This window comes from Mariniblastus fucicola (assembly GCF_008087665.1).
In the GTDB taxonomy this organism is placed as follows: domain Bacteria; phylum Planctomycetota; class Planctomycetia; order Pirellulales; family Pirellulaceae; genus Mariniblastus; species Mariniblastus fucicola.
On sequence record NZ_CP042912.1, the window covers coordinates 4,309,921 to 4,330,345 of the forward strand.

Here is a 20,425-nt window from a genome sequence, read left to right on the forward strand (position 1 = left end):
CCAAGGATCGTTCACGGATTGCCTGGTCTGCTGTGACTCCGGAAAACGCTCGCGGCGTTACAGTTCCATCGCCACGAATTTGACCACTGCTCCAAAGTGAATTGCACTGGCTGCGATGACGCTCAAATGCCAAGCCGGATGGCACCATTTTGCTTTTTGATCATTGAGCAAAAAGATCGTACCGAGCGAGTACACGATCCCCCCAACAAGCACCCACAGCATGGCTTGTACCGGCCAATGCTCGTGGAACGGAAGGCCGACGATCGGCATCCAGCCCAACGCGACAAACCCGATGACGGAAACGCGATTCACGCGATGAGAAAAAAATACTTTCGCGACGAAGCCGGAAATTGAAATCGCCCACATGATCAACAACAAACTGTTGGCCGCGAATGTGTTCCAAAAATGGACCGACAGCGGCGTGTACGTTCCGGTGATCAACAGAAAGATACTTGCCTGATCGAGGGCGCGAAATCGACGCAGTTTGTTTTCTTCTGCAAACGAATGAGACAACGTCGACATCATGTACATCAACACCAACAAACTGGCGTACACAACGCACGCGAGCGCCGGCACAGACGGCCAACTTTCTCGCACCAGCAAGCCCATCCAAACCAACCCGGCAAACGCCAAAATCATTCCGAAGAAATGCGTGCCAGCGTTCCATTTTTCTTCTTTCGCGTCTCGCCTAACCATCCCGTTTTCGCTTCATATCAAGTGACAGCTTGTCCGGACTTCGGTTTCCAGCATGCGAATCTTTAGTCATTTCGAGATCAAACTGTGAAAACATTACACACAGTGCATGCGTTTCTTCATGGTCCTTTACTGCCATCATTGTATCGCTAGCGTTGTGCCGAGTCGCTAATTGTCGAGCGAACGTGTTGTCGTCGGAAAAGCATGCTGATTCGTCCACCGTTTCCAGTTTTCGGTACACCGTCTGCAATGCACTCATCTGAACGAGGCTTTAACTTTTCAAGGAACGAAATCATGCTGGTACTTTCACGGAAAATCGACGACGAAATCATCATCGACGAAAACATCACTGTCCGCGTGCTGAAGGTCAAAGGAAACACCGTCCGCATCGGAATCTCTGCCCCTGGTGATGTGAGCATCATGCGTGGCGAACTTCCACGTCGGGAAATCGAATTTCAAATCGAAACTGAATCAGACCCGGAGCCCGAGCCGCATACTGAAATCCGTTTTCAACGCTTCTCACCAGAGCCACCTTCACGCAATCGATTGACGGAAATCGCAGAGCGAATCAATCGGGTGACTCGGTAGCTGGCGATTCCCACGCTGCCGGGATCTCCGGAAACTTGCGACTGCGAATCAGGTTCTTTTCGACGAGGTTTTCCGTCAGAATTTTTCGGACTTCCAGAATGCAGCTGGGATGTTGATGAATTTTGGAATGCTCTGAGTTGACCACCACTTCGGAATCGGCGAACTCACTCTTTGCACTCTCGACCGACACCACTCCATCACCGTCACCGGGCTGCGATGACGCCAACAGCAACCCACGTTTGGGAACTTGGCCAATGATATTGTGGAACTTCACGTCGGCTGGACGCTTGCCGCGATTCATGACGTCGAAAATTGGACAGTCTTCCGCGAGAGCGTCCACACTAGTGTTGGTCGTCAGCAATTCCCCGTCTCCCAGCACGTCAGGATTCTCCCTCACGAGCTTCTCAAAATCAGTTCCCAGAAATGCGGGCAGTGTAAAAAGCTTCTGTCCCAACCAACGAGTCGTCGCATTCGCAGTTGAACTTCCATGGTTTGGCGTTCCAATCATGACCACGCGATCGACGCTTGCATTGGCCTTGAAGAAGAACGTGTCGCGGAGCCGCTGAACGGTTTCCGGATCACCACCAAGTTCTTCAAATGGACGCTCGCTCACGAGCTCGTTCCAGAACTGATCACCGCTGTCGATGACTTGCAACTGAGAGACCAGTCCACCCATGCTGTGCCCAACAAGAATCATGTCGTCGAGGACTGGCGAATCCTGCCCCGGATCAAGCTCACGCCGAATCGTCACGAGGTCTTCCCGCATCTGCTGCGCTGAAATCCAGAACGGCTGCCCCGTCGGATAGGCGTAAAACCAGAACTGATAGTTTTCATGAATCTCCGGAATGGCCCGCAGGTCGTTGAACATGTGAGCCCAAGTCACCGGGCTGGACCAGATTCCGTGCACCATCACGACAGGAATTTTTGTCGGATCGTATGGAGCCATCATGTACATGCCATGGATGCCGTCAGCCAGTTCACCGTTGATCAACGTTGCTGTTGCCAACAATCCGGAATTCAACAACGGGTCGTTCAAGTGATAGGCCAATGGAGTTGTCAGATCGCTTTCGAGCGGGACCGTAACATCGCGATGATTCACGAATGTCGTTTCCAGCGGATCGTAGAGCTTGACGACAGCTTTGCGAACGTTGGGGTCACCGGATTCCGTAATCTCGCAGAAGGCTGTCAGAGGCAGCGTCAACGATGGCGGATAATACCTGTCTTCTCGCGCTCCGGTTTCTTCCGTTTTGCAGATCGCGATCAACGGAACGCCCAAGCCATAAGTTCGGTACTGGTTGTCGATGCCGGACGTCTCATAGTCGTTGACCAGTTCGAAACGTTCGAAGTGCTGGTCCTTCCAACGGCCTTCGACTTGAAACTCGATCTCGCAAGCAAGCTGATCGTCGCCGATTCGAAAGCGATGTCCTGGCAACAGAGTGCTTTCGCTGCTGCTGATTCGCAGGATGCCCGCCAACGATTCGTTGTAGACGTCGCAGATACTTCTGAACTGCGGATCGTATGCATTTCGCTTCAGATTCGGATTCGTGTCGAAGAGAAACTGGTGAGCGTGAACAATTGCGTAGGCGTACAATCCGGTCGCGTTTGACGGATCGCCGGTCGCGATCAACCAGTCGGCTCTCAGCTTACAAATTTCTGCGAGCGCATGGACCTCTTCGAGAGTTGGAGAATCTTTTACCAGTTCCCCCAGCCACTCGATCACTTGATCCGGATCGGAATAGAGTCGCTGTTCAAGATTGTAAGTTCTCAGCAAACGAATGGTCCGCTCGCCGGGTTTCTGCGGACCCGAAACGTAGGAACGAATCTGCGTCAACGGGCTGGTTCGCTTGATCGGAGTCACTTCAACGATCGGCCCATTTCCAAGCCGTGAGATTGCCGCAACCCGGCGAATGACATTTTCCTGATTGAGCTGACAGCCCGCCAGCATCAGGCACCCCATAAATGTGACAGCGCACATCCACCCCGCAACGCAACTCTGGCGTTTTGCACTTTGGGATTCGAGTAAATCTGGGGGTTGCATGGGAAACTGAATGCAGCTGTGGTTCTTGCGCAAACGCGCATCGTGTGCGAAGTACCCAATTCCCCTCGCTAGCGTCAACGTCAGTTCATTGCCCGCAAACTTTATCTCACCGCCAGATCTGTTTTCGGAAGACCTTGTTTTACAACGGTCGCAGTTAAACGACGTGACGCGCGCCAAGCAGCAGGTATTTTTCAGAGCAGAGGATTTTTCAAGGATTTACAAATGTTTCGAGCCTTCATATTGCCGGTGCTACTGATGGGATTGATCGGCGGGCCGATGCTGTACTCCCACCACCAGCGTCACACCGCGAGGAAGCAAAGCGGCATGCAAAACCCGGCTGGAATGCAAAACCCGGCAGGATTGCAAGACGCTCCCTGGCAAGCGGCCAGCTATCGCACCAACGCCGCCGCGACACAGCCTTCATTTTCGCAATTCAACAATCAGCCCGCACCGACGTTTGGCAGTTCGCTTCCACCGACACGTTTTCCACAAACGAACAGCCTTGGAACTTTGCAGCCGCCGACGGGGATGACGGCTACGCAAGTTGGCATGTCGTCAGCAAACAACGGGCAAGTCACTCCGCTGGCTCATGCTACAAACAGGTTTTCGACGCCGTCAATGGTCGCAAACCCGGTACCAAACCCGGCCGCTTTCCCCGCGGCAGACGATCAAGCATGGAGACAGACTGGCATGGTGCCGGACTATGCCAAAGCGGAGACCGTCGTGTATCCTGGCGATGCAAACGGGCCGGACCTGACTGCGCAACCGATGAGCTTTACGCCGACGACGGACTTGTCATCGCTGTTTCGATTTGACGTGACAGAACAGTGGATCACATCGCGTTGGGATCGCGTTTCGACGAGCCCTGCAGATCAAGGTTTGCACGGAATGCGAGTTGCCGTTGTGACCGGCACAAACTCGTGGGACTTGCACGGTTCGCTTACTTATTACTTTGACGCCAGCCATCGCGTTCAACGCATCACGTATCGCGGTTGGACAGGCGATGCATCCCGGTTAATTCAAACGCTGCAACCTCAGCATCAGCTTCGTCCTCAACCAACGCATTGGGCAGGGCTGTATCTGTCACGTCGAAGCGGTTTATTGATGAAGCGTCCGGCCGTGATCGACAAAAGCAACCCCGTTCAACAGTTGGCTTTGATTTTGGAAATCAACAATCCGTCTGGAAAGACTCCGTTGAGCAACGATTTCCAGTCTCTTTTGCCGGCGGCGATGGCAGCACAATAAATCGAAGTTTTTTGTCACCGAAATCGCATGCGATTTGCGGACGCGTTATCCACACGCGACGAACAGTTTTTGCGAAACGTTGCGTGTTGAAATTTGACAGGAAATTCGAAAACGTAGGCTCTTAATTTCTGTTTTGTGTTTTCTTAACGCGAAATTCAAATACGCCTTTGACAGCGGTGCTAGCAATCCTAAAATCGCTGCTCGTGACAGGAACTGATGGTCGCAATGACGCGGCTTGCCAGTTCACATTGTAAAGGAATTGATGCGATCAATGATCCATCAAGTTCGATAAGCCTCAGGATGTGACTTTGTCGAAGCAGGACCCACCAGTACTTCCCTCCAACCAGCGTCAGCTTCAGGTTGCCCAGGCAATCACCGAAGCGCTCGCAGATCAAATTGGACAGACGATCTTCGAAATGTGGTTCGAAGGTTCAGATCCAATCGTGTTCGATGGACAACAGGTACAGGTCTTCGCTCCCAACGCATTCAGTCTCAGTCGTCTACAGTCGCGTTTTTCTGGCGACGTCAAAGAAGCCGTTCACCGCATCGCCGGACCGGAAACGTCAATCCAATTCTCAACTCGAACTTCGGCTTCCGCAGAGTCGCTGTTTGAGAGTGTAGCCGTTGATTCAGATGACTCGGTTGAGACTTCGGCTTCTCCAGTTCAGGGTTCCGATTTGCCATTGGAAGCTCAGGAAGATGGCTTCATCGAAGAGAAGGATCCTCAAACTTACTTTCATTTTCATCAGCCTTCCGAAGCGAGGACTCCGTCGCCAAAGTCGCGTCCGAAGAATGCAAAGTCGGCTCGCTATGTAAAGTCGTTCTGGTTCGGTGACGAAAACCGTTTGGCTCGCGCTGCCGTTGAGCAAGTGATTGACTATCCGGGTGAGTTTTCGCCGCTATTGATTTATGGATCAACGGGAAGCGGAAAGTCTCATTTGTTGGAAGCCGTGGTCAACGAGTTTCGCAGACGTCTTCGCCGCAAACGTTGCGTCTATCTTTCTGCTGAGAAGTTCACGACCGAATTTATTGGTTCGCTCCGCGGAGGAAGCGGATTGCCGATGTTTCGACGACGGTATCGCGATCTGGATATTCTTGCGATCGACGACATTCAATTCTTTTCCAGCAAACGTGCGACGCTAAGCGAATTTTTACAGACGGTCGATCATCTTGCTCGTGCCGGAAAACAGGTTGTCGTTTCAGCGGATCGGCCACCGATTGAACTCGAAGGCATCGGCACCGATCTGGCTGCACGATTGACCGGCGGATTGACGTGTCCGCTGCAGTATCCAAGTTTCGAAGGTCGTGTTTCGATCATCGAAAGCATTTGCCAGCAGCGAAACTTTACACTTCCGCTGGAAGTCCGTGAGCTAATCGCCCAGCACATGACACGCGACGTCCGCCGCATCATTGGTGCGATCAATCGCCTGTTCGCGGTCTCGTTTTCGCTTCAGGAAAAAGTCACCATGCATCTGGCTCAGGATGTTCTGGGCGACTTGCTGGCGTTCTCATCGATCGGTGCTTCGATCAAGGGAATCGAACAGGCCGTTTGCGATTTCTGTGGTGTGAAACCAAACGAGATTCGATCCTCCAGCCGTCGGAAACGGGTTTGCACGGCTCGCATGCTGGCGATGTATCTTGCCAGACGCCACACCGGTGCGGCGTTCTCTGAAATTGGGGACCACTTTGGCAACCGCAAGCACAGCACAGCGATCGCAGCAGACAAGAAAGTCGCAGGCTGGGTTGAGTCGAGCGAGAATATTTCGCTGCCCAACGCCAGCTACCCGGCAGACGAAGTGATTCGACGCATCGAGTCCATTCTTCGAGTTGGCTGAACCAGTTTGGGCTTGGCGGCCACGCACTACGACGACGCCGCTTCCAAGCGTGACGGTAAAACGTCAGCGATCAAGCGGTTGAGCATTTCCAACGGCCCCAACTTATCGAGCAGAGACAGATGGGTGCATGAGTTTCGCGTCGCCGAGCGGCTGCCCTGGCCCTCAAGCATGCTTCGTTTACCCGTCCGGTCTCTAAACTACGACCAAGCATGCCTATTCTTCGCAGCTTCCCTGCTAGCAACACAAAAACGGAATCGCGTTCTGGTCTACAGCGGCAGATGGCCGATGTGATTGTTGTTGACGGCGCTCTCAACGGTCGCCAACATGCCTCCCGAAATTGACGCAAAACCAGATCAGCTCTTCCTGACACCTACGAACTGACAACCTGATGAAGCCATTCTTTCGCGCAGTCTTGATGTCGCTACGTTACAAGTGGTCGATCCTTGGCGCTGTGCTGTGCGCCGTCATGATCTCCGTCCTGTGGTCGGCAAGTATCTCGACCATTCTTCCAGTCGTCCAGGTCGTCCTGCAAGGCGAGACGTTTCACGACTGGATCGACACCGAAATCGAAAACTCGACCGCAGCGATTTCCAAACTCGAATCAGAGATCCAACGTTCCGAGCTGAAGATCTCGGTTGCGCCAATTTCAGAAGACGAACTTCATCGGACGCAGCTTAGCCTCGACATCAACCGCGACCGGTTGAGCTCGGAGCAACATCTGCTGCGCCGATACACCGAATCGCTCAAGCCCTTCATTACGAAGTGGGCGCCAGACAGTCCCTTCGAAACGCTTTCGATGGCCATGGGTTGGCTGTTGGTTGTGACCTTGCTCAAAGGCTGTTTTCTGGTCGCGAGCGCGTATCTGACCGCCCGGGTTGCCAGTAAAACCGTGATGGACTTGCGCCGCATCTACTATCGCAAAGCGCTGGAACTGGACCAACAACGCATCGACAGGCTGGGGACATCGAACATGATGACTCACCTGTCGCACAACATGCTGATGGTCGCCGGTGGACTGAAGGTCTTCTACGGGAAATGCCTGCGAGAGCCGCTCAAGATGGTCACCTGTCTCGCACTTGCGGCCTGGATCTCATTGCCTTTGTTGCTGCTGTCGCTGATCATTCTGCCCGCCGGATTCTTTCTGGTTCGCAATGTTTCGGGACGCATGAAGCGATCGACCGAAAACGAAATGCAGGGAATGGCGGACGTTTTCCAGACGCTCATCGAGACGTTCCAGAAAGTGAAAACAGTTCGCATTTTCAATCGCGAACGTTCCGAGCGACGAAGATTTCGAAGGAATGCCCAAACCCTATATCACATGAGTGTCCGGATTTCGCTATACGATTCGCTGCTCAAACCACTTTCCGAGTTATTGGGAATCATCTCGATTGCTGTCGCCATTTTGGCTGGTGCGTGGCTGGTCCTGAATCGTGAAACGAGCCTGTTTGGTATTCGCATGAGCGAGACTCCAATCCGGCCGGTAACTTTGTTGTACTTCTACGCCTTGCTGGCGGCTGCCAGTGATCCTGCGAGAAAGATGACAGAAGTAATCAACGTGATCGTGCGAGGCAACACGGCATGCGAAAACCTGTTCCGAACTTACGATGTCGACAATCGGGTCAAGACGCCAGAGTTTCCTGTTCCGGTTCCCAAACACAGTGAGGCCATCGTTTTTGACGACGTGCTGTTCTCGTACAAGCCAAAGCAACCCGTTTTGCGACGCATCTCGCTGGAGATTCCCTACAAGCAAACGTTGGCGATTGTGGGCGGCAACGGTTCCGGAAAATCGACGCTTATGAACTTACTTTGTCGGTTCTACGATCCCAATCGCGGTCACATCACGATTGACGGTGTTGACCTTAAAGACGTCAGTCCGCGTAAGCTTCGCCGTCAAATCGCGTGGGTGACACAAGACTCGGTTCTTTTTCACGGCACGATTCGTGAAAACATTCTTTACGGCAATCCGGACGCCACGGAAAAAGATCTCGACGACGCCGTCCGAACTGCGCGGCTGGGGGACTTCATGGATTCGATGCCTGAAGGAATCGACACAATGATCGGCGACAATGGCAGTCACCTTTCCGCCGGTCAGCGACAGCGTGTTGCGATCGCCCGAGCCGTTCTTGCCGATCCCCGAATCCTGATTCTTGATGAAGCAACCAGTCAGGTCGACGGACAGACCGAGACGCTAATCCATGGCGAGTTGGAATCTTTCATTCGCGGCCGAACAACAATCATTGTCACTCACCGGGCGTCGTCGCTGTGCCTCGCAAATCGGGTTATCGTGATGCGACTGGGGCGAATTGTGAGTGACAGCACCGTTGAAGAAGCGATGGAAAGCAGTCGTCCGTTCCAGAATCTGTTTGCCCGTTCGGCGTAGTCGTTCCGTTGCAAATTCGCGCCTGTTCTGCTGCCAGATCCACCCCATTTCGGCTCTCGATTTCCCAACCCCGGAACGTGCTAGCGACCCAATACCTTCAGTCTGTTGCAGGACTGAAAGGCCTGCTAAAGTCTGCCGCCGGATGAGGGTTACTTGCGGCAGAATCGACAAAAGTTAACAAGATTTCGGCTTTAACTGCCGATTTTACCAGTGTCGTTTGACTGTTGATTCGACAAGGAACCAGCCACGTCCTCGCCTCCTCGGCTCGCCATTTCAGGATAGACCATGAGACTGTTTCGTTCGCGGAAAAAGAAAAATTCCAACTCGGAAACCAAGCGACGGGTGCTCTTCGTATCTCACGAAGCAACTCGCACCGGTGCACCGAAAATCATCCTGAACGTGTTGAAACATTTTCACGCTCAATGCGACATTCAGTGTGAAACGATCCTGCACAGCGGGGGGTTCCTGGCCGCTGAGTTCGGGCAACACGGCGTTGTCGACTGCATGAATCTGCCACGAGAGCCTGGCGAAGAACTGACGAAACGCGTGGACAAGTTCGTGCACCGCGAAAAATCAAACATCCCTGTGATGGCTGTATGCAACAGCATGGAGTCGCGGTTTGTTGCTGCAGAACTTGCGCGACACGGAGTTCCACTGATCTCGCTCGTTCACGAACTGCCTTCGTCTTACACGCACCAGGACTACACAACGGTTTTCGATGCCTCTCATCGAATCGTTTTCCCGGTACACGCCGTCCGCGAAGCCACCGAAGCGTTTACCGACGTGCCGTACGGAAAGGGCCTCGTGCTTTCGCAAGGTCTGCTGAATCCGCAATTTGGAACAGGCATCAGCCGCGATGATGCTCACAAGCGAATCCGCAAAGAGTTGGGGCTTCCCGAGAACGCATTCATCGTGCTTGGGTGTGGAACGTTGGATCTTCGCAAGGGCATCGATCACTACGTCAATATTGCACGGGCCACTGTTGCCCAAAATCAGTCAAACATGCCGATCCATTTCGTGTGGGTTGGTGAAGGGCCGCGCTGGACGCATTCGCCGTACCACTACATCCAGCTGGATCTGGAAAATTCGCCGGCTCGCAACTTCGTCCATTTCATTGGCGAACGTGAAGACGTCGAGCCATACTTCATGGGCTCGGACGCGTTCCTGCTCACGTCGCGAGTCGATCCGTTTCCATGCGTCATCCACGAGGCGATGGCGTCGAGCCTGCCAGTGATCACGTTCTCCGACTCCGGCGGTGCTCCAGAAGCCGTTGGCAACGGGTCGGGCTTTGTTGTTCCTTACGGCGATCACAGCCACGCCGGCAACGTGATTCGAATGTTGGCAGCTCAACCAGAAGTCGCAACCGGAATGCGAGAACGTTCTTTCGATCGCGTTCACACTCGCTATCGCTTCGAAGACTACGCGGATAAGTTGATCGACGTTTGCGAGTCCATCATGGGCTACGAAATTCGTAAACCAGTCGCAGCTCCAACGGTTGCTCCGATCGCCCCACCGCCGGCTGCGATGTATCCGGAAACAATCCCGATGCATCCTCCGCAACCTCCGCAACCTCAGCCGATCGAGCAATACTCTCCGGAACAACGCCGAGTAGCCTGAATGGAGCTTGCCTGAACGATGCGAAGCTTCGGCTTGTAGCGGTCACGCCGAAATTTACGGCGCTCAGACAGGCCCGATTCTTCTCTACAGCACTCTCGTTCTTCATGCGGTTTTTCACAACGTACGATTTGAAAATGCGTACTTTTCTGGAATCCCGCCGTGATCATAAAATCATCTGACCTTGAGACAACTCTGGGTTCGCCTTCTAGCACACAAACCACTCGCGTTCTTCATTTGATTAATGGCGAGCACTTTGCGGGTGCTGAACGAGTCCAGGATTTACTTGCGATGGCGTTGCCTCAGTTTGGCTACGAAGCCGGATTTGCGTGCGTTAAAGCGGACAAGTTTCCGAAAGTTCGGCGCTCCAGTTCCCCGCTGTACGAGCTAAACATGAAGAACAAGTTCGACCTGCTCTGTTATCGGAACATCGCGAAAATTATCTGCGACGAAAACTACAAACTGATCCATGCTCATACTCCAAGATCGCTGCTGATTGGAAGCCTTGCCGCACGAGCCACTGATTGCCCGTTGATCTATCACGTTCACAGTCCTGCGGGCCGCGACAGTGAGCGTGGCCTCAAGAATTGGATCAACACGAAAGTCGAAACATGGGCATTGAGTCGAGTCGATCGGATGATCTGCGTATCGAACTCGTTGATGGGCTATATGGAATCACTTGGCCATCCGGCGGTCAAGCTGAATGTTGTTTCCAACGGCGTGGCAGCGATCGATGATCTTCCTCATCGTGATGCACCGGGCAAGAACGACGTTTGGACATTGGGAACGATGGCCCTGTTTCGCCCTCGCAAAGGCGTCGAAGTCCTGCTCGAGGCATTGTCGATTTTGAAGAATCGTGGCGTCAAGACTCACCTCCGTGCCGTAGGTCAGTTTGAAACTTCAGAGTACGAATCTGAAGTCATGAACCTAGTCAATCGACTAGGTATTGCGGACATGATCACGTGGACCGGTTTTCAAACGAACGTCAATGAGCAAATCCGAAAGATGGATTTGTTCGTGTTGCCGTCGCTCTACGGAGAGGGGCTTCCGATGGTGGTGCTTGAGTCGATGGCGAATGCGGTGCCAGTCGTCGCGAGCAACGTCGAAGGCATTCCGGAAGCCGTACGAGACAACGTCGATGGTTTGATTTTTAAACCAGGAGACGCGAAAGATCTCGCAGCGAAGGTCGAATCGATGGTTGGTGATAGCGAGAGATGGAACTCAATGAGCCAAAGCGCGTATGTTCGTCAACGCACGTGCCTGTCTGACATCAGCATGGCTGAGGGAACGAGCGAAGTTTATAGTTCGTTGTTGAACTAATTCGTTGTTGAACCAGTTCTTACTGACTGGAAAGTCGACTCAAGTACTCACCGGATCTCCAGAGGCAAACTCTTAAATAGAAGACTCGGCACTTGCCCACTGCCCGTGGTTCTCGTCCACCGAAACGACGACTTTGTCCAGCGTCGCTTTCGTTTTTGCGTCCAGTCTGGCAATCAACTGATCAGCGATCCACATCGCCAACAACTCGGCTGTTGTGTTTGCGATTGGAAGCAAAACGCAGTCTTCTTCGGGAAACACCCATCGCTTTTCTTCAAACCGGGCAATGACTTCGGCATCCTTTTTTTCAACCGAAATCGTTGGATGATTGATTGGTAGCAGGACGTGATGATCGAGTTCACCGACGATTCTCTGCAGAGTATCTCGCAGCGCGATGAAATCGATCACGTATCCGTTCTCGTCCAACGTCCCGATAACACGGCACTTGCAGCGGTAGTTGTGGCCGTGCAGTCGTTCGCAAACATTTCCATTGAACGTGATGAAATGCGCAGAAGAAAAAACGAGGCTTTCTTTCTCGAGAGAAACTTCGAATACATCTGATGTCATGAGGGGTCCAGCTTGGGAAAGGAAAGACAACGGTTCACGATGCGAATGGCGGCTTGGTAAACGGCGGAACAATGTCGCCATTATAAAGGCCGACAAACAATCCCGCGGCAATCATGTCCGCAGTCGTTCCAGGATTTCTCCGATGGCCGTCGGCGCGAAGCCAGAAATCAAGGTTCGCCACCGCCGCGAAAAAAGACTCAGGTCCATTTGCCAATGACTCGATGGCTGTTGATGCCATGGCCTGGCTTTGTTCAGCCACAGCACTGCCGCACTTGCGAGCAATCAGGCTGTCAGGATGCGTGGCCATCAAACGCACATGTGCCCAGACAATTCCGTGCACGAGGTCGTTAAATTGGTCGCGGCCATCCAAAATCCAGGGCAGAATTTTCCTAAACACGTCGGCGAATCCGTTGGTGAACTGAGCCGCGATCACGTCACGATCCTTGGCCGCGTCCATGGCGTCTATCAGCGACGCGGGTGCCGAATCGTTGACGTCATGAACCTCCGTCTGTCCGATCCCACCAGGACTCATCTTTCGAATTGCGGCATAAACATCGGCCGCATCTGATCCATCAAGCTGATTCAGGACGCTTTTAGCAGCGTCAACGTCAAGAGTTTCTGCCTGACGACTGGCTTGAACCAGCAGACTCAGCAACAGGTTGATTCCAAGGTTCGTGTTGGATCCGGCAACCGCGAGAGTGCGATTCGCGACGGCAAGAACCGTTTGTCCGTATCCCTTGCCTGCGCTTTCATCAATCGCCTGGCCCATCGCGACTGCGCTAGTTGCAAAGTCAATAAACGAAACGTCTTCGAAATCGGCGCCGCGATGCACGTTACCAGGCTTGGACGCCGTAACTTCCAACAAACAGGCCAGCTCAACCAATCGGCCGCGCGACAGACCGTGGCACCATGACAGTGAGTTGCTCATTTTGCGGCATCCAAAAATTCCCGGACCAGCGAAACGATCTTTTCCGGTTCGTCTTCGACGATGTAGTGCCCGCCGTTCTCAAATTTGGTGACGACTGCATCAGGCCAATGCGACTCGAATCGGTCCAAACATTCCGGGCGGAAGCACCAGTCCTTCATTCCCCAGATCAGGCGAATCGGCATACAACCAAGTTCCGGCAATCCAGCTTCGATGCGTTCGAGGACTTCCCACGTTTTGTGCGATCGCGAAAGCGGGATGTCTTTGACGAATTTGTAAGTCGCGATTCGATTCGACCATGAATCGTACGGAGCCAACAAGCCGTCGGCTACATCCTGGGGCAATCCGTCTGGACGTTCGGTTGCCATCGTCACTGCGGCTTTGGCGAACAGATTCATTCCCTGTAGACCAACTTTCCCGAACACCGGCCAGCGACAAACGCGAATTCGAAACGGAATGAAAGGTGGCGGGAAAGCCGCGGTGTTGAACAGGACAATCTTCGAGAATCGTTCACGAAGTTTTTGTAGCGCCCCGAGCCCTATCGCTCCACCCCAGTCGTGCGCGACCAGAGTCGTATTCTGCAGGTCAAGTCTTTCAACCAGATTGCAGACATTGTCGATATGATTCTGCAGACAGTAGTCGTAGTCTTGAGGTTTGTCGCTCAAGCCGCAACCAATATGGTCGATGGCGATCGTTCGAAAGCGATCCGAGAGTCCTGCGATCAAGTTTCGATAGTAAAAAGACCAGGTTGGATTTCCGTGCACCATCAACACCGGCGGCGCATCGCGCGGGCCTTCGTCGACATAGTGCATTCGATGCCCATCAACGTTGTGAAAATGGGACTCGAACGGATAGAGCTCACGCCAGGATTGCGAAATAGAGTTGACCAAGGAACCGAATGCAGAGTGCGACAGGAATTGAATCGCAGCATTCTATCGGCCAACGCTGATTTTCTGTAGCCGTGAACTAGGCAACTGCTCGTCGTTGCCGGTTCGCCGCATCCCGCCAAAGGACAAACTGGAACGCCAGCTTTTTGTTGATCATCGTCGGTTGGGTTTGCACAAACCCGACACTGCGGAACGCTCGCTCCGACGCGACGTTACCCGGGCAAATCCGTGCAACCACGGAATCCATCAGTGGATTTTCTTCGAAACCCAACTTGCAGGCTCTTTCAATAATCGTTCGCCCCAGCCCTTTGCCACGGCGAGTATGGTCCAGCGTCAACTCAATCACCGCCTGCTGCGGATTTTCGAATTCGAGGCAAACTTGACCAATCGGCAAACCATTTCGGGTCTCGGCGATCCATCGACGAGTCTGTTGATTCTCCATTTTCTTCTGCAACCAGATCCGAAACGTCTCCAGAGACATGCGATCTGAATTGAACGAGACCGATCGGACTTCGGGATCATTTCTCCACGCAAGTAAAACTTCCGCGTCACTCATTTCGGCTTCGCGCAGCTTCAGTCCCCAGTTTGCCATCTGCCGAGCGATCCGAAAGGCGCCTTTCCCGTCAACGAGCGTCCTTCCCGCCTGTGACATTCGGTCTCGCGTCACTGCATCAAGCGAAAGGTCGCGGATCATTCTGGTCAGTCGGCTTGAGCACTCCTGATCCTCCCCATCCGGATCGAAGGCGGTGAGCGTTCCGTACTTTTCCAGTGCTTCGACGATTGGGATCTGATTGTCGGCGACAGGAATCGCCAGCGAAGGGACGCCACAGCGTGCCAACTCATAGCACGTCGACCCTCCGGCCGTGATCGCAAAATCGACTCGACGCATCACATCGACCATTCGGTCAACATTGCGATGAATGCGAATCGTAAAGGGAAGCACTTTTTTCAAATCCATCAGAGACTGAAAGTGTCGATAGCCGGCTCCGACGACAACATCAACGATCAGTTTCTGCGAACCGCCGAACGACATCGCCTTGAGCACTCGCATCGTCCAGTTGGCGTCATCGCATCCTCCCAATGTCACCAAAATTCTTCTGGCAGTCTGCCGAATGGACTTCGGCTCGGAAGCGGAAGCAGACAGAAATTCTGATCTCAGCAACGTGAACTCGCATCCGGCGAGCATTCCTTTGTCACCAAGTTCCGCGGCCGCGTAAGCGTTTTGATTTAGCACAACGTCGACGGAGTTCCGGTCGGCAATCTCACCATCGTCCATCATCATCAGAACCGCTTCCGATTTTGACATTGCGTGCTGATACTGACTGCAAAATCCGTATCCGTCGAGCACGATCCAGTCCGCAGACTGCTGTCGGGCGAAAGCCATTGTTTCCGCCGCGTCGTTCTGATCACAAGTCGGACTTTTGAGTTGATGCACGTCGATGCCGCAGCGAATCAGCCGCTGCACGAGGCCGGCCGGGATTTGGCCGCAGAGCATTGTTACGCCAGCGCCGAGCTTACAACAAGCTTCGCCCAATGCCATCATCCGCATTACGTGGCCAGTTCCAATCGCGGGGCCAGCGTCGGCCCGGATGACCACATTCATTAACTCTGTTCGGGTCGGAGTCAGAGTCCTGCTCATCGTCAAGCTGCCTTTTGGAGAACTTCCCGGTTAATTTGGCACCAGTGCCAGTTTTGGGTTAACGCCCGCATGGTTTCCGCATAGCCGAACGACTCGACAGCCTGTTCGGCAAAATGTTCGTAGATTTTTCGCACCAGCATCAAGTCCGCTTCGGTATCGACGGTCCAACGCAAATGGGAATGGTCCAGACGATTCGAAACAGAAGCAATATTGAAGCGCGACGCATTCTCATAAATCATCAGCGTCACATGTTCGCGATGCCGCGGATCGGTCGCCTGTTGGTTGATCTGTTGCAACGCCCGCACAGTCAATGCTTCGGCATCCAGCCCGCGTGGAAACAGTCGTTGCGGGAAAAAGTTGCAGGCGTATTGAACGCCTGGGTTTTCGGTGACTTCGGTGACAACCTGATCAATAATTTCAGGGTCGACAAGCGGGCAGTCCGAAGTGATTCGAACGATCGTCTCGCAGTGATACTTTTCTGCAGCCAACGCATAACGAGAAAGCACATCGTTCTCGCTTCCGCGAACGACCGGAACTCCCAGATCACGACAATGACTGGCAAGGACGTCATCGGCAGTGTTGGTCGACGTCGCCACGATCACTCCGTCAAGTGATTTGCAACGAGCGACCCGTTCCACGACGCGATCGATCATCGGCTTTCCCGATATATCCTGCAGGACTTTCCCGGGAAGTCGTTCGCTTCCCATGCGGGCCTGGATGACGGCAGCAGTCCTCATCACGCAGCTCTCCGTAGCAATTCTGTTCCAGCCGCAACCGCGTGTAGGCTTTCAACAACGTAGCCGATCTCTTGCAGCGACATGGTTGGGAAAACCGGCAGCGAAAGGATTGACTGATAGGCTTCGTCAGCAATCGGGCAATCCGGCGTCGCGATCTCTTCCCGTGAAATCAGGCCTTGATAGTACGGCTGCTGGTAGATCGGTTGGTAGTGAACGTTGACGCCGATCCCGCGATCACGCAGCGCTCGAAACGCTTCGTCGCGAGAGATTCCGGATGCTTCGGCGTTCCATTTCACAACATAAAGATGCCGGGCATGTTGAACGCCTGGAACCGTCTTGAGCGGCTGCAGAAATTCGCACCCCTGCAGCAAGTCGTCATAGACGGCAGCCACTTCGTTGCGGCGGCGAGTGAATTTCGCCAGCTTTTTCAGCTGCGAAAGGCCCAGAGCGGATTGAATATCGGTCAGCCGATAGTTGTAGCCGAGGGCTTCCATGGTGTATCGATGCGTCGCCTGTTTTTGACGCTGGCGATGATTGGATCCAATTCCATGGTTGCGAAACGCTCGCATTTCCATAGCCAGATCCTGATCGTCAGTCGTGACCATCCCGCCTTCACCGCAAGTGATCTGTTTGGCGGGATGCAGGCTGAAGCAGGAACAATCGGCGAGGGAACCGACCGGGCGAGCACCAAGGCTTCCGCCGAGCGAATGACAGGTGTCGGCGATCAGCATCAGGCGATGTCGATCTGCGATTGCCCGAAGCGCGGCGTAGTCGCAAGGCTGCCCGCCGTAGTCCATTGCAACGATGGCTTTGGTTCGAGAGGTCACCTTTCGCTCCACGTCTTCCGCGTCGATTCGAAGCGTATCTGATTCGACGTCCGCGAACACGGGTCGGGCGTTCTGATAGAGCGCCACGTTCGATGTCGCGACAAAGCTGATCGCCGGAACAATCACTTCGGCGCTGGAAGAACTCTCGTGATTGATGCCGCAAGCGTGGACGGCAGCGTGCAGTGCTGCGGTTCCTGAACTGACGGCGACTGCGAATCGAGTGCCGACGGCTTTTGCAAACGCATTCTCGAATTCTTCGACTTGAGGTCCGGTCGTCAGCAGACTTTCTCGCATTGCATCTGCGATCGCCTGGACGTCGTCCTCTTCGATCGTTTGTCGGGTGCCTGGAATTTTCACTTCAGAAACTCCTCGGCGAAGGGGAAGAGGTGCTGAGCGTCGGTTGCCCGAACCGGTTTGATGCTTTGTGGAGCCAGAACATCCTTGTCCCCGCTAATTGACTGAAATCCAAACTCTAAAGCTATTGAACGTGCCTGCAATCAACAAGACGAATCAAAAGTGCTGGCATGAATTCGGGATAACCTGCGGCAGCGAGATCATTGAGCGATTCGCTTCGGACGGCCGTTGATTGAGTTAGCGAAAAAGCGACATTAACCCGCGGTATTTTCTCGACTCCGCCCTGGCAGCTTCGCGATCGTGCACGACCTGTCCCTTGAACGTTCCCTCAAAAAGATCTTTGGCTTCGAAATACTGATATCGAATTCCGCGAGACTGAAACCAGTTTCCGTACATCAACGCGCCCGTTTTGTCACTGGCAGGTTGAAGGTCGCTGCAGAGCAATTCAATCGTTTGCTGGTGAGAATGAGACCGAATTGGCCCGCCAAGATTCTGGTACAGGCACGGCCCCAATAGAACCGAAGGCCTGTCCCAAAACACGGCTTCCATTCCGACGCTGGAGCCAAACGTCACCGTCTGATCGCTGGCTTTGAGCAACGCGTACGTGTCGATGGAAGCCTCCGGCGCGATCACCGTCAGGTTCGAATAGTCCAACGCCATCATGCTGCGTTTCCGCGCATTGTCGACGTCCTTGAGGTTTGGGTGGACTCGCAGAAACAGCCTTGTCTCCGGAGCGGACTGAAGCATCGATTCAGCAATCGCAGCGATGGCTTCGACCTGATTCGGATAGAGCTCGTTCTTCCAGGCGTCTCCGATGGCCACGAACTCGTCGTCGGAGGAACAGAAGATCGAAATGTTTCGCGCCGCAGGCTCGAGGTTTTCCGGCAGTAAACCGGCTTGCTGTTCTTTCGTAAAAGATTTCCAACTTCGTTCGACTTTGGAGATCCTGTCTTCAAACCACGACGCCCCAACTGCGCCGCGTTTGTCAGAATCAGCTCGATCCCAAAGCTGACGAATGACGTTTTCGATTCCGACAAGATCGTGCGGAAGATGGTTTTCCAGCAAGTCGTAGTGGTTCAGGTCACACCCGCGTTCATGCAGAAAACAGGCGACGCCCAACTTCTGTGAAGCCCGGAAAATGGCTCGCATCGCGGCAAATCGACCGTTGTACACGTAGATGCGGTCAGGCCGATGCTGCTTGATAAATTCCAACGTTTGCTGCCACGTCGCAAGGGCTGATTCAATAAACCGATTCAACAACGCAGCATGTTTCTCAAGATCGGGCTCCGGGTCGCGCACAACCGACACCAGTGACGAGAGCGCGGCATAGCCGACGTCGAAGTTTTCAACTTTCCAGTCCATCAGATGCTGCATCGATTCGAACTGCGGAATGGCGATGAAGTTCGATGCGTCAATCTGATACGTGGCACAGTTGCGATCCAGCAACTCCATTCCATGCTCGCGCCGCCCCCGACAGTTCGCACAGATTGATGGGTCGCGATCGACGTTGAAGTCGCAGTTCGCGAGCTGTCCTTCGCAACTGAGAAAGACGACTTCGTCTCCGGCGTCGAGATGCTGCTGAGCAATCTCAAGTTCTGCTTCGAAGTGCGGCGCGACGGTGCGATAGGGCGAGATGATAGCGATCTTCATGATCAGGCTGCGTCCGTGTTTTTCTTTCGTGGCCGGCGACGAAACAAGCCAAGCTTTTTCCAATACGGAACTCGTGGCTTGGCTCCTTCGGCAGTTGGTCGGAAAACTGTTTTCCAGGTGTAACGATCTGCCGCTTCATTGACCACGATGTCGATCGGATGAAGCATCGGCCCCAAATCGCAAGCCGGAATGTCGGCGAGTTTCGATTCGGGGTCGATTGTGTGAGTTGCGTCGCTACCAAAGCCAATGTTGGTGACAAGGTTTTTCTCGGGCAGGATACTGAGTCCATTGTTGGCCCACACGGCGTAAGCCCAGGGAAAGTCCCAGGTATCGATTTCGCCTGCGTGCTGCATGTCGAGAGTTCGCGACCAGTGTGCGTACTCGGCGGAGTCCGGGAAAATCGCCTGCAACTGTCGGGAGCGTTTCAGCTGCGGCCAGGACGAGACATCCACGTCAAAATGCTGCCAAGCTCGTTTCCACGTGGCCCATCCCCAGATATGAGTCCAGCGGGAAAAATAATAGCTGGCGTCGCTTCTTCGCGAACGTTGAAAGTTGTTTCCGCTGACCATCATGACTTTTTCAACGTCACGATATCGATCAAGCAGGTTACTGCAGTAGCCGTAGAACGACGGGTCAGGCAGGCAGTCGTCCTCAAGGATAATCAGCTCTTCGGATTGTTCGAATGCCCAGCTGACAGCTGAGGAAATGGCATGCTTACAGCCCAAGTTGTTTTGCAGGAACCGCGTTCGAACTTCACACGGCCAGTCGATCTCGCTCACAATTTCGCGAGCCGCTGCGACCTTCGCATCGTCGCCAGGGTGGAGCGCTCGTGGACCGTCGCTGGCAATGTAGAGCGTCGCTGGGCGACGTTCTCGAATCGACCTGAAAACCCGGGCCGTGAGCTCCGGTCGATTGAAGATGCAGAAGAGGATTGGAGTGCTGTTTGGTTCCATGATGGGGCGGTGATACCGAATTTTCAAAGTTCGCTCAACCCGAAGAAAGCTTCACCAAACTGAAAAATTCCATGACGAACAAGCACGGCAAGTCTGTCCGATGCAAAATGATGTTTTCATCCCCATCGATTTCGTCAACAACGACTTTAAGTTCCGTTCTGGCGTTTACGGACTTT

General features: G+C 53.6%; 16 protein-coding genes. 6 read left to right on the plus strand and 10 right to left on the minus strand.

The window, feature by feature from the left end; all coding sequences use genetic code 11:
* Window positions 1-57: 57 nt before the first annotated feature.
* Window positions 58-696, minus strand: coding sequence for a PAQR family membrane homeostasis protein TrhA (gene trhA / locus MFFC18_RS15895; protein ID WP_075082030.1), 639 nt, complete (start codon window positions 694-696; stop codon window positions 58-60).
* Between the two features lie 291 nt (window positions 697-987).
* Here trhA and MFFC18_RS15900 point away from each other — a divergent pair, with 291 nt between their 5' ends.
* Window positions 988-1,281: a carbon storage regulator gene (locus MFFC18_RS15900; RefSeq protein WP_075082028.1), complete on the plus strand. Its 294-nt coding sequence runs from the start codon at window positions 988-990 to the stop codon at window positions 1,279-1,281.
* Here MFFC18_RS15900 and MFFC18_RS15905 read toward each other — a convergent pair.
* A complete protein-coding gene (locus MFFC18_RS15905) occupies window positions 1,262-3,256 on the minus strand; it encodes an esterase/lipase family protein (RefSeq protein ID WP_148618912.1) in 1,995 nt (664 codons plus the stop codon). The two genes, MFFC18_RS15900 and MFFC18_RS15905, sit on opposite strands and share 20 nt — an antisense overlap.
* 285 nt (window positions 3,257-3,541) lie before the next feature.
* Between MFFC18_RS15905 and MFFC18_RS15910 the strand changes: the two genes are divergently transcribed.
* The 5 genes from MFFC18_RS15910 to MFFC18_RS15930 all read left to right on the plus strand — a co-directional run bounded on the left by MFFC18_RS15910 (window position 3,542) and on the right by MFFC18_RS15930 (window position 11,713).
* Window positions 3,542-4,564 (plus strand): DUF6690 family protein, encoded by a 1,023-nt coding sequence (locus MFFC18_RS15910; RefSeq protein WP_148618913.1) that lies wholly within the window; start codon window positions 3,542-3,544, stop codon window positions 4,562-4,564.
* A gap of 308 nt (window positions 4,565-4,872) precedes the next feature.
* Entirely contained in the window at window positions 4,873-6,399 is a 1,527-nt protein-coding gene (locus tag MFFC18_RS15915; RefSeq protein WP_148618914.1) for a DnaA ATPase domain-containing protein, read from the plus strand.
* A gap of 388 nt (window positions 6,400-6,787) precedes the next feature.
* On the plus strand, window positions 6,788-8,779 hold the full coding sequence (locus tag MFFC18_RS15920; RefSeq protein ID WP_075082024.1) for an ABC transporter ATP-binding protein: 1,992 nt from the start codon (window positions 6,788-6,790) through the stop codon (window positions 8,777-8,779).
* A gap of 285 nt (window positions 8,780-9,064) precedes the next feature.
* The gene (locus tag MFFC18_RS15925; RefSeq protein WP_075082023.1) at window positions 9,065-10,396 is read left to right on the plus strand and encodes a glycosyltransferase family 4 protein; all 1,332 of its coding nucleotides are present in this window, start codon (window positions 9,065-9,067) and stop codon (window positions 10,394-10,396) included.
* A gap of 159 nt (window positions 10,397-10,555) precedes the next feature.
* Complete coding sequence (locus tag MFFC18_RS15930; protein WP_148618915.1) at window positions 10,556-11,713, plus strand: glycosyltransferase; 1,158 nt, start codon at window positions 10,556-10,558, stop codon at window positions 11,711-11,713.
* Between the two features lie 72 nt (window positions 11,714-11,785).
* Here the strand turns inward: MFFC18_RS15930 and MFFC18_RS15935 are convergent, their stop codons facing one another.
* The 8 genes from MFFC18_RS15935 to MFFC18_RS15970 all read right to left on the minus strand — a co-directional run bounded on the left by MFFC18_RS15935 (window position 11,786) and on the right by MFFC18_RS15970 (window position 20,249).
* Window positions 11,786-12,277, minus strand: a complete 492-nt coding sequence (locus MFFC18_RS15935) for a 6-pyruvoyl trahydropterin synthase family protein (protein ID WP_075082022.1) — start codon at window positions 12,275-12,277, stop codon at window positions 11,786-11,788.
* A 34-nt stretch (window positions 12,278-12,311) separates the two neighbouring features.
* The gene (locus MFFC18_RS15940; protein ID WP_075082021.1) at window positions 12,312-13,205 is read right to left on the minus strand and encodes a triphosphoribosyl-dephospho-CoA synthase; all 894 of its coding nucleotides are present in this window, start codon (window positions 13,203-13,205) and stop codon (window positions 12,312-12,314) included.
* Entirely contained in the window at window positions 13,202-14,092 is an 891-nt protein-coding gene (locus MFFC18_RS15945) for an alpha/beta fold hydrolase (RefSeq protein ID WP_238381149.1), read from the minus strand. Before MFFC18_RS15945 ends, MFFC18_RS15940 begins: the two co-directional genes overlap by 4 nt.
* A gap of 76 nt (window positions 14,093-14,168) precedes the next feature.
* Window positions 14,169-15,728, minus strand: a complete 1,560-nt coding sequence (pseG, locus tag MFFC18_RS15950) for a UDP-2,4-diacetamido-2,4,6-trideoxy-beta-L-altropyranose hydrolase (RefSeq protein ID WP_084416742.1) — start codon at window positions 15,726-15,728, stop codon at window positions 14,169-14,171.
* A 2-nt stretch (window positions 15,729-15,730) separates the two neighbouring features.
* The gene (locus MFFC18_RS15955) at window positions 15,731-16,465 is read right to left on the minus strand and encodes a cytidylyltransferase domain-containing protein (RefSeq protein ID WP_075082019.1); all 735 of its coding nucleotides are present in this window, start codon (window positions 16,463-16,465) and stop codon (window positions 15,731-15,733) included.
* Window positions 16,465-17,649, minus strand: a complete 1,185-nt coding sequence (locus tag MFFC18_RS15960; RefSeq protein ID WP_075082018.1) for a DegT/DnrJ/EryC1/StrS family aminotransferase — start codon at window positions 17,647-17,649, stop codon at window positions 16,465-16,467. The genes MFFC18_RS15955 and MFFC18_RS15960 overlap by 1 nt, the downstream gene beginning before the upstream one ends.
* 234 nt (window positions 17,650-17,883) lie before the next feature.
* Window positions 17,884-19,296, minus strand: coding sequence for a capsular polysaccharide export protein, LipB/KpsS family (locus tag MFFC18_RS15965; RefSeq protein WP_148618916.1), 1,413 nt, complete (start codon window positions 19,294-19,296; stop codon window positions 17,884-17,886).
* A gap of 2 nt (window positions 19,297-19,298) precedes the next feature.
* Window positions 19,299-20,249, minus strand: a complete 951-nt coding sequence (locus MFFC18_RS15970) for a hypothetical protein (RefSeq protein WP_075082016.1) — start codon at window positions 20,247-20,249, stop codon at window positions 19,299-19,301.
* Window positions 20,250-20,425 lie beyond the last annotated feature (176 nt).

What these genes read in the sequence shown, in the direction of transcription:
- MFFC18_RS15935 (WP_075082022.1), bottom strand. Translation starts at nt 12,277, where the DNA reads ATGACATCAGATGTATTCGAAGTTTCTCTCGAGAAAGAAAGCCTCGTT.
- MFFC18_RS15940 (WP_075082021.1), bottom strand. Translation starts at nt 13,205, where the DNA reads ATGAGCAACTCACTGTCATGGTGCCACGGTCTGTCGCGCGGCCGATTG.
- MFFC18_RS15925 (WP_075082023.1), top strand. Translation starts at nt 9,065, where the DNA reads ATGAGACTGTTTCGTTCGCGGAAAAAGAAAAATTCCAACTCGGAAACC.
- MFFC18_RS15965 (WP_148618916.1), bottom strand. Translation starts at nt 19,296, where the DNA reads ATGAAGATCGCTATCATCTCGCCCTATCGCACCGTCGCGCCGCACTTC.
- MFFC18_RS15900 (WP_075082028.1), top strand. Translation starts at nt 988, where the DNA reads ATGCTGGTACTTTCACGGAAAATCGACGACGAAATCATCATCGACGAA.
- MFFC18_RS15955 (WP_075082019.1), bottom strand. Translation starts at nt 16,465, where the DNA reads ATGAGGACTGCTGCCGTCATCCAGGCCCGCATGGGAAGCGAACGACTT.
- MFFC18_RS15970 (WP_075082016.1), bottom strand. Translation starts at nt 20,249, where the DNA reads ATGGAACCAAACAGCACTCCAATCCTCTTCTGCATCTTCAATCGACCG.
- trhA (WP_075082030.1), bottom strand. Translation starts at nt 696, where the DNA reads ATGGTTAGGCGAGACGCGAAAGAAGAAAAATGGAACGCTGGCACGCAT.
- MFFC18_RS15905 (WP_148618912.1), bottom strand. Translation starts at nt 3,256, where the DNA reads ATGTGCGCTGTCACATTTATGGGGTGCCTGATGCTGGCGGGCTGTCAG.
- MFFC18_RS15910 (WP_148618913.1), top strand. Translation starts at nt 3,542, where the DNA reads ATGTTTCGAGCCTTCATATTGCCGGTGCTACTGATGGGATTGATCGGC.
- MFFC18_RS15920 (WP_075082024.1), top strand. Translation starts at nt 6,788, where the DNA reads ATGAAGCCATTCTTTCGCGCAGTCTTGATGTCGCTACGTTACAAGTGG.
- pseG (WP_084416742.1), bottom strand. Translation starts at nt 15,728, where the DNA reads ATGAGCAGGACTCTGACTCCGACCCGAACAGAGTTAATGAATGTGGTC.